The sequence below is a fragment of the Amycolatopsis sp. NPDC114504 genome, from assembly GCF_055633595.1.
This window is the reverse complement of the sequence record NZ_JBVKDU010000002.1, coordinates 206,819-222,413: the sequence shown is the minus strand read 5'-3', so window position 1 is coordinate 222,413 and position 15,595 is coordinate 206,819. Positions and strand designations below refer to the sequence as shown.

General features: G+C 72.4%; 21 protein-coding genes. 9 read left to right on the top strand and 12 right to left on the bottom strand.

All coding sequences use genetic code 11. The features are described from left to right. Positions 1-95: 95 nt before the first annotated feature. Positions 96-1,175, top strand: a complete 1,080-nt coding sequence (gene manB, locus ACZ7PG_RS12595; RefSeq protein WP_470239231.1) for a mannose-1-phosphate guanylyltransferase — start codon at positions 96-98, stop codon at positions 1,173-1,175. Positions 1,176-1,177: 2 nt separating this feature from the next. Further along, positions 1,178-2,074: a DNA-3-methyladenine glycosylase family protein gene (locus tag ACZ7PG_RS12590; RefSeq protein WP_470239230.1), complete on the top strand. Its 897-nt coding sequence runs from the start codon at positions 1,178-1,180 to the stop codon at positions 2,072-2,074. Positions 2,075-2,083: 9 nt separating this feature from the next. Here the strand turns inward: ACZ7PG_RS12590 and ACZ7PG_RS12585 are convergent, their stop codons facing one another. Genes ACZ7PG_RS12585 through ACZ7PG_RS12555 form a run of 7 tightly spaced genes read right to left on the bottom strand, consistent with a single transcriptional unit; the run spans position 2,084 to position 6,763 of the window. Continuing rightward, complete coding sequence (locus ACZ7PG_RS12585) at positions 2,084-2,386, bottom strand: hypothetical protein (protein WP_470239229.1); 303 nt, start codon at positions 2,384-2,386, stop codon at positions 2,084-2,086. Between the two features lie 2 nt (positions 2,387-2,388). After that, the gene (locus ACZ7PG_RS12580) at positions 2,389-2,754 is read right to left on the bottom strand and encodes a GntR family transcriptional regulator (protein ID WP_470239228.1); all 366 of its coding nucleotides are present in this window, start codon (positions 2,752-2,754) and stop codon (positions 2,389-2,391) included. Beyond that, on the bottom strand, positions 2,751-3,125 hold the full coding sequence (locus ACZ7PG_RS12575; RefSeq protein ID WP_470239227.1) for a hypothetical protein: 375 nt from the start codon (positions 3,123-3,125) through the stop codon (positions 2,751-2,753). The genes ACZ7PG_RS12580 and ACZ7PG_RS12575 overlap by 4 nt, the downstream gene beginning before the upstream one ends. Before the next feature lie 27 nt (positions 3,126-3,152). After that, positions 3,153-3,698, bottom strand: coding sequence for an NUDIX hydrolase (locus ACZ7PG_RS12570; protein WP_470239226.1), 546 nt, complete (start codon positions 3,696-3,698; stop codon positions 3,153-3,155). Then, a complete protein-coding gene (locus ACZ7PG_RS12565) occupies positions 3,695-5,089 on the bottom strand; it encodes a coenzyme F420-0:L-glutamate ligase (RefSeq protein WP_470239225.1) in 1,395 nt (464 codons plus the stop codon). Before ACZ7PG_RS12565 ends, ACZ7PG_RS12570 begins: the two co-directional genes overlap by 4 nt. Further along, the gene (gene cofD / locus ACZ7PG_RS12560; protein ID WP_470239224.1) at positions 5,025-6,014 is read right to left on the bottom strand and encodes a 2-phospho-L-lactate transferase; all 990 of its coding nucleotides are present in this window, start codon (positions 6,012-6,014) and stop codon (positions 5,025-5,027) included. Before cofD ends, ACZ7PG_RS12565 begins: the two co-directional genes overlap by 65 nt. Continuing rightward, the gene (locus ACZ7PG_RS12555) at positions 6,011-6,763 is read right to left on the bottom strand and encodes a GNAT family N-acetyltransferase (RefSeq protein ID WP_470239223.1); all 753 of its coding nucleotides are present in this window, start codon (positions 6,761-6,763) and stop codon (positions 6,011-6,013) included. The genes cofD and ACZ7PG_RS12555 overlap by 4 nt, the downstream gene beginning before the upstream one ends. Positions 6,764-6,822: 59 nt before the next feature. On the opposite strand from ACZ7PG_RS12555, the gene ACZ7PG_RS12550 reads away from it, so the two are divergent. The 4 genes from ACZ7PG_RS12550 to ACZ7PG_RS12535 all read left to right on the top strand — a co-directional run bounded on the left by ACZ7PG_RS12550 (position 6,823) and on the right by ACZ7PG_RS12535 (position 8,867). Next, positions 6,823-7,002, top strand: coding sequence for a hypothetical protein (locus tag ACZ7PG_RS12550; protein WP_470239222.1), 180 nt, complete (start codon positions 6,823-6,825; stop codon positions 7,000-7,002). A 109-nt stretch (positions 7,003-7,111) separates the two neighbouring features. After that, a complete protein-coding gene (gene fdxA / locus ACZ7PG_RS12545; RefSeq protein WP_086680320.1) occupies positions 7,112-7,432 on the top strand; it encodes a ferredoxin in 321 nt (106 codons plus the stop codon). After that, the gene (dapC, locus tag ACZ7PG_RS12540; protein ID WP_470239221.1) at positions 7,429-8,520 is read left to right on the top strand and encodes a succinyldiaminopimelate transaminase; all 1,092 of its coding nucleotides are present in this window, start codon (positions 7,429-7,431) and stop codon (positions 8,518-8,520) included. The genes fdxA and dapC overlap by 4 nt, the downstream gene beginning before the upstream one ends. Before the next feature lie 38 nt (positions 8,521-8,558). Further along, entirely contained in the window at positions 8,559-8,867 is a 309-nt protein-coding gene (locus ACZ7PG_RS12535) for an antibiotic biosynthesis monooxygenase (RefSeq protein WP_470239220.1), read from the top strand. On the opposite strand, the gene ACZ7PG_RS12530 is transcribed toward ACZ7PG_RS12535, so the two are convergent. Beyond that, positions 8,861-9,508 carry a TetR/AcrR family transcriptional regulator gene (locus ACZ7PG_RS12530; RefSeq protein ID WP_470239219.1) on the bottom strand — a complete coding sequence of 216 codons (648 nt, stop codon included), beginning with the start codon at positions 9,506-9,508 and terminating at the stop codon, positions 8,861-8,863. The two genes, ACZ7PG_RS12535 and ACZ7PG_RS12530, sit on opposite strands and share 7 nt — an antisense overlap. A 44-nt stretch (positions 9,509-9,552) precedes the next feature. Between ACZ7PG_RS12530 and ACZ7PG_RS12525 the strand changes: the two genes are divergently transcribed. Beyond that, entirely contained in the window at positions 9,553-10,959 is a 1,407-nt protein-coding gene (locus tag ACZ7PG_RS12525; protein ID WP_470239218.1) for an FAD-dependent monooxygenase, read from the top strand. Here the strand turns inward: ACZ7PG_RS12525 and ACZ7PG_RS12520 are convergent, their stop codons facing one another. The 4 genes from ACZ7PG_RS12520 to ACZ7PG_RS12505 are packed head-to-tail and all read right to left on the bottom strand — an operon-like array spanning position 10,960 to position 13,561. Then, positions 10,960-11,136 carry a hypothetical protein gene (locus ACZ7PG_RS12520; protein ID WP_470239217.1) on the bottom strand — a complete coding sequence of 59 codons (177 nt, stop codon included), beginning with the start codon at positions 11,134-11,136 and terminating at the stop codon, positions 10,960-10,962. A gap of 38 nt (positions 11,137-11,174) precedes the next feature. Then, positions 11,175-12,113 carry a CHAD domain-containing protein gene (locus ACZ7PG_RS12515; protein ID WP_470239216.1) on the bottom strand — a complete coding sequence of 313 codons (939 nt, stop codon included), beginning with the start codon at positions 12,111-12,113 and terminating at the stop codon, positions 11,175-11,177. Positions 12,114-12,141: 28 nt separating this feature from the next. Next, positions 12,142-13,125: a 2,3,4,5-tetrahydropyridine-2,6-dicarboxylate N-succinyltransferase gene (gene dapD, locus ACZ7PG_RS12510; protein ID WP_470239215.1), complete on the bottom strand. Its 984-nt coding sequence runs from the start codon at positions 13,123-13,125 to the stop codon at positions 12,142-12,144. Between the two features lie 28 nt (positions 13,126-13,153). After that, the gene (locus ACZ7PG_RS12505; protein WP_470240740.1) at positions 13,154-13,561 is read right to left on the bottom strand and encodes a hypothetical protein; all 408 of its coding nucleotides are present in this window, start codon (positions 13,559-13,561) and stop codon (positions 13,154-13,156) included. Positions 13,562-13,605: 44 nt separating this feature from the next. Between ACZ7PG_RS12505 and dapE the strand changes: the two genes are divergently transcribed. Together dapE and ACZ7PG_RS12495 are read left to right on the top strand one after the other, a co-directional pair. Then, a complete protein-coding gene (dapE, locus tag ACZ7PG_RS12500; RefSeq protein ID WP_470239214.1) occupies positions 13,606-14,676 on the top strand; it encodes a succinyl-diaminopimelate desuccinylase in 1,071 nt (356 codons plus the stop codon). Between the two features lie 118 nt (positions 14,677-14,794). Next, positions 14,795-15,595 carry a DUF3152 domain-containing protein gene (locus ACZ7PG_RS12495; protein WP_470239213.1) on the top strand — a complete coding sequence of 267 codons (801 nt, stop codon included), beginning with the start codon at positions 14,795-14,797 and terminating at the stop codon, positions 15,593-15,595.

Below are 15,595 nucleotides of genomic sequence, written 5' to 3'. Positions count from 1 at the left end.
CCTGTTTCCTGTCTAGGGTAGGCCCTCCGGGCGACCTCCGTCAGGGTTTCCCGCGGCTTGTCGCTCAGCGGTGCGTGATACAGGAGGAGATTTCCGTGACGTCCGAGGTCGAGATCGACGCCGTCGTGCTGGTCGGGGGCAAGGGCACGCGCCTGCGGCCACTGACGCTATCGGCGCCGAAGCCGATGCTCCCGACAGCCGGGACGCCCTACCTGAGCCACCTGTTCTCGCGCATCCGCGAGGCCGGGATCCGGCACGTGGTGCTGGGGACGAGCTACCGGGCGGAGGTGTTCGAGGAGTACTTCGGCGACGGCAAGTCGATCGGTCTGGACCTCGAGTACGTCGTCGAGGAGAACCCGCTCGACACGGCGGGCGCCATCCGGAACGTCTACGACAAGCTGCGCGCCGACCACGTGATCGTCTTCAACGGCGACATCATCTCCGGCTCCGACCTCGGCGAGCAGCTGCGCGTGCACCGCGAGTCCGAGGCCGACGTCACGCTGCACCTGCAGCGCGTGCCCGACCCGAGCCGGTTCGGCTCGGTGCCGACCGACGAGACCGGCCGCGTCCAGGCGTTCCTCGAGAAGACGCCGAACCCGCCGACCGACCAGATCAACGCCGGCTGCTACGTCTTCCGCCGCCCGGTGATCGAGGCCATCCCGACCGGGCGTCGAGTCTCCGTCGAGCGCGAGACGTTCCCGCAGCTGCTGGAGCAGGGCGCGCACATCCAGGGCTTCGTCGACGCGTCCTACTGGCTGGACGTCGGCACGCCCGAGGCGTTCGTCCGCGGGTCGGCCGACCTCGTGCGGGGCGTGGCGCCGACGTCGGCGCTGCCCGGCCGCCCCGGTGACTTCCTGGTGCTCGACGGCGCTTCCGTGGCCGAAGACGCCCAGCTGTCCGGCGGTTCGACGATCGGTGTCGCCGCCGTGGTCGGCTCGGGCGCGAAGATCGACGGCTCGGTGCTGTTCGACGGCGCTGCCGTGTCCGAGGGCGCGATCGTCGAGCGCTCGGTGCTGGGACACGGCGCGCGCGTCGGCGCCGGCGCGGTGCTGCGCGGGGTCGTGCTGGGCGACGGCGCGTCCGTCGGCGCCGGCTGCGAGCTGCTCGACGGCGCCCGGATCTGGCCGGACGTCGTGCTGCCCGACGGTTCCGTCCGCTTCTCGAGCGACGCGTAGCGATGTTCTGGCGTCCCGCGTTCGAGGTCGACCTGGGCGGTGTCCTGGGTCCGCTGAAGCGCGGGCGCGGATCGCTGAACATCCTCACCGACGAGCGCGGGATCACGTGGCTCGCGTCGAACACGCCGGACGGCCCGGGCACGCTCGCCCTGCGCAAGCTGACCGACGGCCGGATCGAGGCGGCGGCCTGGGGCGACGGCGCGGACCGGCTGCTCACCGGCGTCCCGGCGCTGCTCGGCGCGGACGACGACGATTCGGAGTTCGTCGCGCACCACGACGTCGTCGCGCGCGCCCGGCGGGAGAACCCGGGGCTGCGGCTCGGCGCGACCGGCGTGGTGTGGGACTGGCTGGTGCTCGCGGTGCTGGAGCAGAAGGTGACCGGCAAGGAGGCGATCCGGTCGTGGGCCGAGCTGTGCCGCCGGTTCGGCACGCCGGCGCCCGGGCCGGGGCCGGAGCGGCTGCGCGTGCCGCCGACGCCGGTCGCGCTGCGGTCGCTGCCGGACTGGCACTGGCACCGCGCGGGCGTCGACATCAAGCGCCGCACGGCGTTGCTCAACGCGGCGCGCGTCGCCGGTCACCTGGAGCGGGCGGTGGAGCTGCGCGGACTCGAGGGTCGCCACCTGCTGCGGCACGTCCCGGGCATCGGCGTGTGGACGGCGGCGGAGATCGCGCAGCGCGCATGGGGCGACCCGGACGCGGTCAGCTTCGGCGACTACAACATCCCGTCGATGGTCGGGAACGCCGTGCTGGGCCTGAAACTCGACGACGCGGGGATGGCGGAGGTCCTGGCACCGTATGCCCCGCAGCGGCAGCGGGCGGTGCGCTACCTGGAGGCGGCGGGGCATCGGCGGCCACGGTTCGGCCCGCGGATCGAGCTGCGCGACTACCGCGCGATGTGACGCCCCGGGCTACTGCTGCGGCGGGTAAGGCGGCTGCTGCCCCGGAAAGCCTTGCTGCGGCGGGTATCCCGGCTGCTGACCCGGGTACCCCTGCTGCGGCGGGTAGCCGGGCTGCGCCGGCGGGTAACCCGGTTGTTGGCCCGGATAACCCGGCTGCTGGCCCGGGTAGCCCTGCTGGGGCGGGTAGCCGGGGTAGTGCTGCGGTGGGTACGGCGGCAGCTTCGGCTTGTTGTTCACGTTGATCAAGACCACCACGACCGTCGCGACCAGCGCGACCGGTATCAGGATGATCAGCAGCATCAGCACGCTCACGGTCAGCTCTTCCCCTCGTCGAGTGCGGCGCGGGCGATCGCCAGCGCTTCCGCGTCGTCCAAGCCCAGTTTGCGGGTGAGCGCAGCGTATTCCGCCGCCGCCTGCTGGGCGCGGCGGCGGCTCTGGTCGCCCGATGCCGCGACGAAGCTGCCCGCCCGGCCGCGCGTCTCGATCAGCCCGGCTTCCTCCAGCTCGCGGTACGCGCGGGCCACCGTGTTCGGGGCGATCCCCAGGTCGGCGGCGAACTGCCGGACCGTGGGCAGCTTCGTGCCGACCGCCAGCGAACGGTCGTTGATGCGCGTCGCCAGCCCGGACCGGACCTGCTCGAACGGGGGGACCGGCGAACCGCTGTCGAAGGGGATGATCACCAGCTCTGCGGACCCGCTCCCGGGCCCGGCGGCCGTTGCCCGTACGGACCCTGCGGCGCGTACTGCTGCTGGGGCATCGGCTGCGACGGCGGGTACGCCTGCTGCGGCGCGAAACCCTGCTGCGGCGGATACGGCTGCGTGAACCCCTGCGGCGGCGGCTGAAACCCTTGCTGCGGCGGGAAGTTCGGAGGGAACTGCCCGCTCTTCTTCATCGCCTCTTCGCGGCGCATCTTCGACACCCGCACCGCCACCACGATCACGAACACGATGATCGCCAGGATCAGCAGGCCGACGACGATGTAGCCGAACACCCCGCTGTCCCCGCCGCTGCCGGAGTGATAGTGCACCCGCTCGGGGAACTGCGTAGCCATGTGGTCCCTCCCTCTCCGCAGCCCAGGCTAGTGCCCGGCACCGACAGGAACGGCCGCTTTCACCAGATCGGCGAGATCTTCGGACCCCGCCGGGAGCGCGTCCACCGGCCACCACCGCAGGTCGTCGGACTCGTCGCTGCGCACCGGCTCCGCGCCCGCCGGGGCGTGCACCGCGTACCGGACGTCGAAGTGCCGCGTCGGCACGCCGAGGGAGCAGGTGATCGGGTGGACGTCGAGGTGCACCGGCTCCGGGGAGATCCGCAGCCCGGTCATGCCGGACTCCTCGGTGGCCTCCCGCAGCGCTGCCCCGGCCAGCGAGACGTCGGAAGGTTCGCAGTGCCCGCCGAGCTGCAGCCAGCGGCCGACGCGCGGGTGCAGCGTCAGCAGCACCCGCGTCCCGGTGTGGTCCAAAACCACCGCCGACGCCGTGAGGTGCCCGGCTTCGCACGAGCGCTGACAGCTGTCCTCGCGCGCCGCGAGGAACCCGAGGAACGCCTGCCGCAGCGACTCCTGGGACGCGAGCGCGGGCCGCCACGACCCCAGCGTCGTGACGGCGTCTTCGTGCAGAGTCACAGCTCCAGCAACCCTTCGCCCGGCGAGGCCGACCCCCGCGGGGCCGGTTCGGTGAGCGGGACGCCGATCGCGACCGAGCCCAGCGGCTGCCAGCCCTCGTCCAGGCCGAGGACGTCGCGGACGATGTCGGCCGCGAAGATCGTCGACCCGATCCAGCACGAGCCGAGGCCTTCGGCGGCGAGCGCGACCAGCAGGCCCTGCACCGCGGCCCCGCCGGCGACGGTGAACATCGTCCGTTCGCAGTCGTTGCGGCGGGCGTCGGGGTAGGTGTGCGCGCCGTCCGGCACCAGGAACGGGATGACGACTTCCGGCGCCCGGTAAAGGATGTCGCCGCGGCTGAGCCGTTTCGCGACCTGCTCCGGCGTGAATTCGTCACCGGTCAGGTCGGCCTGCCACGCTTCGCGCATCGCGTCGAGCAGCTGCTTGCGTTTCCCGCCGTCGCGCAGCCAGACGAACCGCACCGGGTGCGTGTGGTGCGGCGCGGGCGCGGTGAGCGCCGAGCCGACCGCCCGCCGGATCGACGTCGGCGAGACCGGCTCGTCGCTGAACTGCCGCACGGACCGCCGGACCGGCACGGCTTCCCGGCGGCCCTGCGCGATGGCCTCGTTCGTGCCCAGCCGGAAGAGGTCCTCCTCGAGCGGGCGGACCAGGTTCCGGGCCGTCGAGCCGTCGTCGAAGATGTCCAGACCGCGGACGACGGCGACCGGCGTGCCGCCGAGCTTGCCCTTGACCAGGTCGGCGGCCGCGGCGAGCTCGTCGGCGATCGCGACCTCGGTGACGGCCAGCTCGTTGCCCTGCCCGTCGATCTCGCCGCGGTAGGCGTGCAGCACGCGCAGCCCGGACGAGCCGATCGCGGCGTCGGTCTGCCCGACCCGCCACGCGCGGCCCATCGTGTCCGTGACGACCACCGCGACCTCGACGCCGAGCCGCTCGCGCAGCCCGTTGCGCAGCGCCAGCGCCGACGCGTCCGGGTCGGCCGGTAGCAGCGCGACCTCGTCACCTTCGACGTTCGACGCGTCGATGCCCGACGCCGCCTGCACGATCCCCAGGTGGTTCTGGGTGATCACCGTGCGCGCGATCCGCGCGACCACCCGGACGGCCTCGCGGTCGACGAGCTTGCGGCGCTCGGCGTCGCGGACCTCGGGGTCCGCGGGCACCTTGACCAGCCTGCCCTCGGCCTTCGAGACGATCTTGCTGGTCACGACCAGGACGTCACCCGAGCGCAGCCAGGGCGCGGCCTTGACGATCGCGCCGGTCAGGTCGTCGCCGGGGCGGAACTCCGGCAGCCCGCTGACGGGCAGGATCTCCAGCTTGGCGGAGGCGTGGTCATTCAACGGGGGCTCCAGCCAGTTCGAGCGCCGCGCGGGCCATCGCCGCGGTCGCGTCCACATCGGACATCAGCAGCGGGACGTCGCGGACGGTCACGCCCGGCACGTCCGCCGTCTCGCCTTCCGCGATCAGCCAGCCGTCGAGCACGCCGTCGGCCTTGCGCGAGCCGTAGTGCCGGCCCACCGCCTCGGCCGACGTCTCGACGCCGATCGCGGTCAGGCACGCGTCGGCCATGCCGCGCAGCGCCTTGCCGCCGATGATCGGCGACACCCCGACGACACCCGCGGACGTCTTGCGCAGCGCGTCCCGGATCCCGGGCACGCCCAGGGTGGTGCCGACCGACACGACCGGGTTCGACGGCGCGAGCAGCACGGCGTCGGCGTCCTTGATGGCCTCGAGCACGCCCGGCGCGGGCTTGGCCTCGTCGTTGCCGACCGCGACGATCGAGTGCGCCTTCGGCTCGGCGCGGTAGCGCACCCACCACTCCTGGAAGTGGATGGCCTTCTGCTGCCCGTCCTGCTCCGGGTCGTCGATCACGACGTGCGTCTCGACGCGGTCGTCCGACATCGGCAGCAGCCGGACGCCGGGCTGCCAGCGGTCGCACAGGGCCTCGGTCACCGCCGACAGCGGGTAGCCCGCGCGCAGCATCCGCGACCGGATCAGGTGGGTGGCGATGTCCTTGTCGCCGAGCCCGAACCAGTCCGGGTCGGCGCCGTAGGCCGCCAGCTCCTCCTTGACCACCCAGGTCTCACCCGAGTGCCCCCAGCCGCGTTCCTTGTCGATCCCGCCGCCCAGGGTGTACATGCAGGTGTCCAGGTCCGGGCAGATCCGCAGGCCGTGCATCCAGACGTCGTCGCCGGTGTTGACCAGCGCCGTCACCTCGTGCTCCGACTCGCTCGCGCCTTCGGGCGACATGCCCAGCGCCGACTTCAAACCCAGCAGGAAGCGGGCCCCGCCCACTCCGCCGACCATTACCACGATCTTCACGACGTCGAATCCTCGCACGAGCCGGGTGCGGGCACCCAGTACCGGTATCTGTGGTGCGGGGCGTAGCCGAGCCCCGCGTAGAGCGCGAGCGCGCCCGAGTTCCCCTCCGCCACCTGCAACACCCCGTGGTCCGCTCCGTGTTCCGCGCCCCACGTGTGCAGGGCGCCCATCAGCGCCGACGCGAGCCCGCGGCGGCGGAAGGCGGGATCCACCTCCAGGCGCCCGACGTGGAGCCAGCCGTCGACCAGTGCGCCGCGGACGACCCCGGCGGTGGCGCCGTCGAGTGTCGCGACGCCGTACCCGACCTTCCCACCGGTCAGGACGCTCCGGGCGGCCGGGATGTCCTCGCCGGGCCCGAGCGTCAGGTCCCACCACGCCGGCGTCGGCTCGTCGTGCACGACGACGCCGTCGGCCGGGGATGCGCCGGTCAGCGGCGCGGTGAGCACGACGACCTCGTGGCCGCGGTGGTGCCGCGTCGCCTGGAACCAGCCCTCGGCGACGATCGCCCGCTCGTTCGGGCTGTCGCGGAGCACCTGCACCATCGGCTGGATCCCCCGATCGTGGGCGAAGTCACACACCGCGCGCAGGGCGTCCGGGATCGGCAGGCCGGGGTCGCCGACGGCGAGCGCGCTGTTCGCGCGGCCGGTGAAGCCGTCCGCCCAGCGCAGCCGCCAGGTCCCCAAGGGTTTTTCGACCAGCGGCGGCCATGCTCTGCTGCAGGCGATTTCGAGCGTCTCGGGTGCGTTCACCGCTAGATTGTCCCCAAGGCCGTGAAAGGCGCGGAGCGGATTTTCCCGAGGAGGTGGCCGTGGGCATCCAGCGCAAGGACGAGCGGCACAACGAGAAGCTCGTCGACGAGATCTCCGAAGGGTTCAACCGCGCCGTGGGGGAGAAGAAGTCCGACAGTGACGCAGGCGAGGCACCCAAACCCCGCTTCGTCATCACCGGCGACGCGCGGGCCACCCCACCGCGGCGCCGGGAGAGGTGAGCGCCATACCCGGGGTATGGCTAAGGCTTGCCTCACCAACCGAACGGGTGGCCGAACCGCGTAGTGTCGGCCACGACTGGCTGTTTGCAGAGAAAAGCAGGAGTGCGCAGTGACCTACGTGATCGCCGAGCCCTGCGTCGACGTGCTCGACAAGGCGTGTATCGACGAGTGCCCCGTGGACTGCATCTACGAGGGCGAGCGGATGCTGTACATCCACCCGGACGAGTGCGTCGACTGCGGCGCCTGCGAGCCGGTCTGCCCGGTCGAGGCGATCTACTACGAGGACGACGTCCCGGACAACTGGTCGGACTACACCAAGGCCAACGTCGACTTCTTCGACGAGCTGGGCTCGCCCGGCGGCGCCTCCAAGGTGGGCAAGACCGCGCACGACCCGGGGTTCATCAAGGCCCTGCCCCCGCAGGGCGAATGAGCCGGGTCTCGCTGCCCGACTTTCCCTGGGATTCGCTCGCCGAGGTCAAGGCCACGGCGAGCGCGCACCCCGGCGGGATGGTCGACCTCTCCATCGGCACGCCCGTCGACCCGGTCCCGGCCGGCATCCGCGACGCGCTCGCGTCGGTGTCGGAGATCCCGGGCTACCCGACGACGCACGGCATCCCGGCCCTGCGCGCGGCGGCCATCGCCGCGCTGGGCCGCCGGCACGGCGTCACCGGCATCGAGCCGGACGCCGTGCTCCCGACGATCGGGTCGAAGGAGGCCGTGGCCTGGCTGCCGCGGCTGCTCGGCTTCGGCGCGGGTGACCTCGTCGTCATCCCGGAGCTGGCCTACCCGACGTACGAGGTAGGGGCGCTCCTGGCGGGCGCGTCGATCCTGCGCGCGGACAGCACGGTCGCGCTCGGCCCGCAGCGGCCGGCGATGATCTGGATCAACTCGCCGTCCAACCCGACCGGCAAGGTGCTCCCGGTCGAGCACCTGCGCAAGGTCGTCGAGTGGGCCCGCGAGCGCGACGTCGTGGTGGTGTCCGACGAGTGCTACCTGGCGCTGGGCTGGGAGACGTCGCCGCTGTCGGTGCTGCACCCGGACGTCTGCGGCGGCAGCACCGAGGGCCTGATCGCGGTGCATTCGCTGTCGAAGTCGGCGAACCTGGCCAGTTATCGCGCCGGTTTTTTGACCGGCGACCCCCGGCTGATCGCGCAGCTGCTGGAGATCCGCAAGCACGCGGGCATGATCGTGCCCCGCCCGGTCCAGGAGGCGATGGTCGCCGCTTTGACCGACGACGAGGCCCTCACGGCTCAGCGCGAGCGTTACGCACGGCGTCGGCTGGCGTTGCGGAAGGCGTTGCAGGACAACGGTTTCCGGATCGACCATTCCGAGGCGGGGCTGTACCTGTGGGCCACGCGGGATGAGGACGCGTCGGCGACGGTCGAGTGGCTGGCCGACCGCGGGATCCTGGTGGCCCCGGGCACGTTCTACGGCCCGGCCGGCGGTAAGCACGTCCGGGTCGCGTTGACCGCGACGGATGAGCGCGTTGACGCCGCTGTGGAGCGCCTGACCGCCTAACGGCGAAAACTGTCGGTGCTCCCGGCTAGGTTCCAGCGGTGACGACGATCGAACTGGCCCGCTTCCGGGTCGACGAAGCCGCGGTGGAGCAGCTGGTGGCGGAGCGCCCGGCGATGGTCGAGGCGATGCGACGGCGGTTCCCCGGTTGTCTCGCCGCGTACCTGACCCGGGAGGACGACGGCGGCTGGCTGGACGTCGTCCTCTGGCGCAGCCGGGTCGAGGCCGATGAGGCGGCCCGGCTGATCGGCTCGGTGCCCGAGTGCGCCGCCTGGTTCCGGCACATCGGCACGTCCGCGGGGCCGCGTCACGTCGAGGTCGTCGACGCATGGCCGGAACCGCCTCAGTAGTCCCGGCCTGTGAAGCCCCGGTAGACGAACCGGGTGAGCGCCTCGATCGCCTCTTCGTCCGTCGGTGGGGTCCAGCCCGCCGGGGCCGGGTCGAGGAGCCACATCTGGGCGAAGCTGTCGACCAGCTGGTACATCATCGCGATCGACAGCTCCGTGCTCGCCGGGAGGCGCATCCCCGCCGCCGTCACGTGGGCCAGGTGGCCGTTGAGGTCCGATGCCTGGGTCGCGCCGAAGCTCGCCAGTGTGCGGGCGAACGCGTCGTTGACCATCGACGCCTGGCGCAGTGCCTGCATCGTCGACGCGTGTTCCCGGTAGAAGTCCCAGTACTGGGCCACGTGCCAGCGGACCGCCGCCGGGTCGCTGAAGTCCGACAGGTGACCCTCGGTCAGCGCGCTCTCGTCGCCTGATGCCGCGATGTCGGCCAGGAGCGCCTCGAGCAGCTCCTCCTTGCCCGCGAAGTGGTTGTAGAACGACCCCGCGGCCCGGCCGGCCTCGGCGGTGATGTCCGTGATCTTCGTGTTCAGGTAGCCCTTGCGCGCGAACACGCTCCGGGCCGCCGCCTTCAGCGCGGTCTCCGTCTCCGCGGCCTTCTCCTTGCGGTTCACCGCCACCTCCTTGACGTCGGACGCTAGCAGTGTCATTCTGAATCCAGATTCACTGAATTTCAATTCACTGGGAGGATGAGATGGACACACGGGTGCTGATCGCGGGAGCCGGGCCGACCGGGCTGACGCTGGCCATCGAGCTGGCGCGGCGCGACGTCGCCGTGCGGATCATCGACAAGGCCGAGACGTACTTCGTCGGCTCGCGCGGCGACGGGCTCCAGCCCCGCACGCTGGAGATCTTCGAAGACCTCGGCGTGCTCGACGCGGTGCTGGCCGCGGGGGCCGCGCCGGTGCCGATGAAGATCCACCTCGGCGGCGAGGTCGTCGGCGAGCGGATGATGTTCGACCCCGTCGAGCCGACGCCGGCGAAGCCGTACCCGACCGGCTGGTTCCTCGGCCAGTCGCAGACCGAGGGCATCCTGCGCGACCGGCTGGCCGAGTTCGGCGTCCACGTCGAGCTGAACACCGCGCTGACCGGCTTCGAGCAGGACGCCGACGGCGTCACGGCCACGCTCAGCACGGGCGAGACGGTCCGCGCCGAGTACCTGGTCGGCGCCGACGGCGGCAAGAGCGTCGTCCGCAAGACGCTGGGGATCGCGTTCGAGGGCACCACCGACGAGTCGATCCGGATGCTGCTCGGCGACGTCCACGCCGACGGCCTCGACCGCGCGTACGGCCACTGGTTCGCGGCGCCGGAAGACCCGATGAGCGGCATGATGTTCAGCCCGCTGCCGGGCACCCCGTGGTTCCAGTTCGGCGCGCCGCTCGGCGACGGCGAGCTCGACGTCGAGACCGCGCTGCCCGCGGTCCAGGCCCGGCTCGACGCCCTCAGCGGCGGCACCGTCAAGCTGTCCGACCTGGCCTGGTCGACGGTGTGGCGGCCGAACGTCCGGCTCGCGGCGCGCTTCCGTGACGGCCGGGTCTTCCTGGCCGGCGACGCCGCGCACGTCCACCCGCCGACCGGCGGCCAGGGCCTGAACACCGGCGTCGGGGACGGCTACAACCTGGGCTGGAAGCTCGCGGACGGCTCACCCGAGCTGATCGACAGCTACGAGGTCGAGCGCCGGACGAACGCGGCGCGCGTGCTCGGGATCTCGACCGAGCTGATGCAGAAGTACGTCGACGGCGACGAGGACGCGCACAAGCGCGGCGAGGACACCCAGCAGCTGGACATCAGCTACCGCGGCGGCCCGCTGTCCCCGGCCGGCTCGGGTGCTCTCCAGCCGGGCGACCGCGCCCCGGACGCGCCCCTGACCGACGCGAACGGCAAGCGCGTGCGGCTGTTCGAGCTGTTCCGCGGCCCGCACGCGACGTCGCTGACCTTCGGCGACGGCGAGGCGGAGGGCTACCGGATCCTGCCCGCGGGGAGTGTCGCGACCGGCACCGACCTGGTCGACGACGGTGGCCACGCGTACGCGGCGTACGAGGCCGAGGGTGGCCGGCAGGTGCTCATCCGGCCCGACGGGTACGTCTGGTCGATCGCCTGATCACGACATCCCGCTGTGCGTGGAGTTGTCGTAGGTGCCGTTCGGCTTGGCGCGGTAGGGGTAGCGGCCGAGCTTCCGCCCGCGCCGCACCCGGCGGCCGGCCAGGACCCCGATCGTGAGAATGATCAGGAGCAGCAGGACCACTCCGCCGATGGCCAGGGTCAGTGCGGTCGCCATCAGCCGAGCTTACGGTCGGCGGCAGGGCTCCGGGGCGGTCAGGCGTGCAGAGCCCGAGCGGCGTCGTCGACCGCGGCCCAGGACGCGCGCCAGACCGCGCGGGCCTCGGCTCGGCGGGCCAGCTCGCGCTCGGCGATCCGGCCGGCGACGAAGCCGACCTCGCCGTCCGCCGTGTCCAGCACCGTGCGCATCCGCTCGGCCGCGATCACCGCGTCCTGGTGGTCGCCGAGCACGGTCTGGAAGTCCCGGGTCGCCTTGATCAGCCGCTTGATCCGCTTGGCCTGCTTCTTCTTCGCCGACGTCTGGGCCAGCTCGGCCGCGTAGCGCAGCTTCTTGCCGTGGATGCGCAGGTCGTGCAGGTCGTCGTCCGGCGGGTCGGCGGCCAGCGCGCGGACGGCCTTGGCGAGCTTGCGGTGCGGCTTCGCCAGCCCGGCGACCAGGTCGTGCGACTGCTCCGCCACCTCGGCGGCGGCCTCCCGGTCGCGGGTCAGCAGGCTGACCTCGCGCAACAGCGTCGAGTAGCGCGCACTGGACAACGCCCTGGTCAGCCGCCGTTTCGCCGCGGTGCGCTCGGTGACGAACCGGGACACCAGCCGGCGCCCGGCGGCCTGGTCGCGGACCTCGAAGTCGGCGATGACCTCGCGCAGGTGCCCGATCAGGACGTCGTGGTCCCGCACCTCGCCGAGCGACTGGCCGAGCCAGCCCAGCTCCGCGCGCACCGGCTCGGCGCCGTCCCCGACCAGCGTGCCGGACAGCTTCAGCACGCTGCGCATCCGCCGCAGGGCGACGCGCATCTGGTGCAGGTCCTCGGGGTCGGCGCCCGAGCGCGTACCGGGTTCGTACGCGAGCAGCGCCCGGATCTCCCGGTCGAGCTTGGCCCGCACGTGGTGGACCGCCGGATCCGCCGGACCCGCCTCGACCGGGAGCTCCGGCAGGCCCAGCTCGGCCGGGGTACGCGGCAACGATTCGGTGGTCACACCATGAATACTAAGTGAATTCCGCCGCTCAGTCGTTGGCGTGCAGGATCGAGTTCAGCTCGACGCCGGCCCCGGTCCGCGGCACGACCTCGACCGCGCCGGTCGCCGAGTTGCGGCGGAACACCGCACCCGAGACGCCGTTGAGCTCGCGGGCCTTGACGACCTTGCCGTCGACGACGACCTTCGTCCCCGCCGTGACGTACAGCCCGGCCTCGACGACCGTGTCGTCGCCCAGCGAGATCCCGACGCCGCCGTTCGCGCCGATCAGGCAACGCTCGCCCAGCGAGATCGTCTCCTTGCCGCCGCCCGAGAGCGTGCCCATGATCGACGCGCCGCCGCCGACGTCCGAGCCGTCGCCGACCACCACGCCGGCCGAAATCCGGCCTTCGACCATCGACGCGCCGAGCGTGCCGGCGTTGAAGTTCACGAAGCCCTCGTGCATCACGGTCGTGCCGCTCGCCAGGTGCGCGCCGAGCCGGACGCGGTCCGCGTCGCCGATCCGGACACCCGACGGCAGGACGTAGTCGACCATCCGCGGGAACTTGTCCACGCTGTAGACGGTGACCGCGCCGCGCGAGCGCAGCCGCAGCCGCGTCGTCTCGAAGCCCTCGACCGGGCACGGGCCGTGGTTGGTCCACACGACGTTGGCCAGCAGGCCGAACATGCCGTCGAGGTTCTGGCCGTGCGGGCGGACCAGGCGGTGCGAGAGCAGGTGCAGCCGCAGGTACATGTCGTGGGTGTCCACGGGCGCGTCGGCGAGCTTGCCGATCGTGGTGCGGACGGCGACGACCTCGACCCCGCGGTCGGTGTCCGGGCCGAGCAGCGCCGCGGCGGCCTCGCCGAGCAGCTCGGTGGCCTCTTCGGTGCCGAGGCGTTCCGTGCCGGCGGTGCCACCTTCGGTCAGCTTCGGCTGCGGGTACCAGGTGTCGAGGACGGTCCCGTCGGTCGCGACGGTGGCCAGCCCGACGCCGCTGGCGCCGGTCGTTTCGGGGTTCGGGCTCTGCTCGCTCACGCCCGACACGGTAGTCGAGTGACCCGCGTCAACCACTCGTGGGCCGGGCCGCTACCTGCTTCTTCAGCCCGTCGAGAGCAGCGGCGACGTCGACCAGCGCCTGCGTGCAGGGGCCGCCCGGGGCGGGCACGGTCGTGCAGCCCGCGCCGCGGAAGGCCTTCACGGCGGTGTCGAGCTTGTCCGCTTCGGCGACCAGCTGCGGGTCGCGGTCGTCGGCGCGCTTGCGGGCCGTGCCCGGGACGTTCGCGACCTCCGTGACGTACTTCTCACAGCCCTTCGGCAGCTGGGTGCGCGGGCTCGCGTAGCACTGGTCGGCGGTCAGCGCGTCCAGCTTCGTCGGGAGCGCGTCCGGCCCGGGCTCGCCACCCTGCTTGGGGGTCGGGCCGGCTTCGTTTCCGCAGCCGGACAGGACCAGGACCAGCAACGCGCCGCCCACGGCGACCGGGAACCTACGCACACCCTCACGGTAGCGTGCCGGGCATGAGCCTCGACCTGCACGCCGACCCCGTCGACCTGACCGCCGCGCTCGTGGACGTCTTCAGCGTGTCGGGCAGCGAGGCCGAGCTGGCGGCGTTGGTGCAGGCAGCGTTGGAGAAGCAGGCACCGCACCTCGAGGTGATCCGCAGCGGCGACGCCGTCCTGGCGCGCACGAACCTCGGCCGCGCGTCGCGGGTGGTGCTCGCCGGGCACCTGGACACCGTGCCGGAAAACGGCAATTTCCCTTCGCGGCGCGAAGGCACCGGCGCCGACGAGATCCTGCACGGCCTCGGCACGGTCGACATGAAGAGCGGCGACGCGGTGTTCCTGCACCTCGCCGCGACCTTGCCTTCGCCCAGGCACGACATCACTTTCGTCTTCTACGACAACGAAGAGGTCGAAGCGGTCAAGAACGGCCTCGGCCGGATCGAGCGCGAGCTGCCGGAGTGGCTGGCGGGCGACCTGGCGATCGTCGGCGAGCCGTCGAACGGGGTGATCGAGGCGGGCTGCCAGGGCACGATGCGCGTCGAGCTGAGCCTGGCCGGGAAGCGCGCGCACACGGCGCGGGCGTGGATGGGCGAGAACGCGATCCATGCGCTGGCCGAGCCCCTGCGGCGGCTGGCGGAGTACGCGCCGCGGGTCGTGGACATCGACGGGCTGACCTACCGCGAGGGCCTGCAGGCGACGAAGATCAACGGCGGCGTCGCGGGCAACGTGGTCCCGGATTCGGCGGTGCTGACGGTGAACTTCCGCTTCGCCCCCGACCGTTCCCCGGAGGCGGCGGAACGTCACGTGCGCGACGTGTTCGACGGCTACGAACTGTCCGTTGTGGACATGTCCCCGGGCGCACTCCCGGGATTGTCGGCCCCGGCGGCGGCGGAGCTGGTGGCGGCAGCGGGCGGCCGCGCGGCGGCAAAGCTGGGCTGGACGGACGTGGCGCGCTTCGCGGCACTGGGGATGCCGGCGGTGAACTTCGGCCCGGGCAACCCGACCCTGGCCCACACGAAGCAGGAGAACGTCCACACGGCGGAGATCCGCCAGGTGACCGAGGTGCTGCGCAAGTTCCTGTCCTGAGTGGCCGTCGTCACACTCGCGGCGGCTGAGCTGCGGTGACTCTGTGCCATAGTGCGTCACCGCAACTTTTCCGTGTTGCCGGCCGTATCTCCCGGTGAGGGTGATTCCGGGAGGGACCATGTCGAAAACCGCGAGACGGGCCGCGGCCGTCGCCGGGCTCGCGCTGGCGGTCGTCGGTGCGCTCACCGCCTGTGAGCAGCAGCCCGTCGCCGCGCCCGCGGCCGGGCCGATCGTCACCGCCATCGGCGATGCCACCGCGCTCCCGCCGCCGCCCGACGAGCGGCAGCCCGTCACGCAGACCGCACCCGTCGAAGTCGCCATCACCTTCCCGCGGACCGGCTCCGGCCAGTGGATGTTCACCCCCGGCAGCGACGAGGTGGCCGGAACCGCGGGCAAGCTCATGCGCTACCGGATCGCCCTGGAAACCGACATCGACGGCGTCGGGCCGGCCGCGTTCGCCAAGAGCATCCGCGGCATCCTCGGCGACCCGCGCGGCTGGACCGGCGGCGGCGAGTGGCGGCTGCAGGAGGTCGGGCCCGAAGACCCCGCCGACTTCACGATCTACCTCGCGACGCCGGCCAGCCGCGACAGACTCTGCGGTGGCACGGCGGACAGCTACACCTCCTGCCGCAACGGCAGCAACGTCGTGCTCAACGTCGCCCGCTGGGCCAACGCCGTCCCGAACTACGGCGCCCCGCTCGACGTCTACCGGCAGTACATGGTCACCCACGAGACCGGGCACCGGCTCGGCCACGGCCACGAGCTGTGCCCGGGCGCGGGCCGGCCGGCGCCGGTGATGGAGCAGCAGACGCTCGGGCTGCACGGCTGCGTCCCGAACCCCTGGCCCTTCCCGAACGGCCGCGAGTACGCCGGCCCGTCGGGCGAGTACAACGACCCGATCCCGGCCGGCGACTCCTAG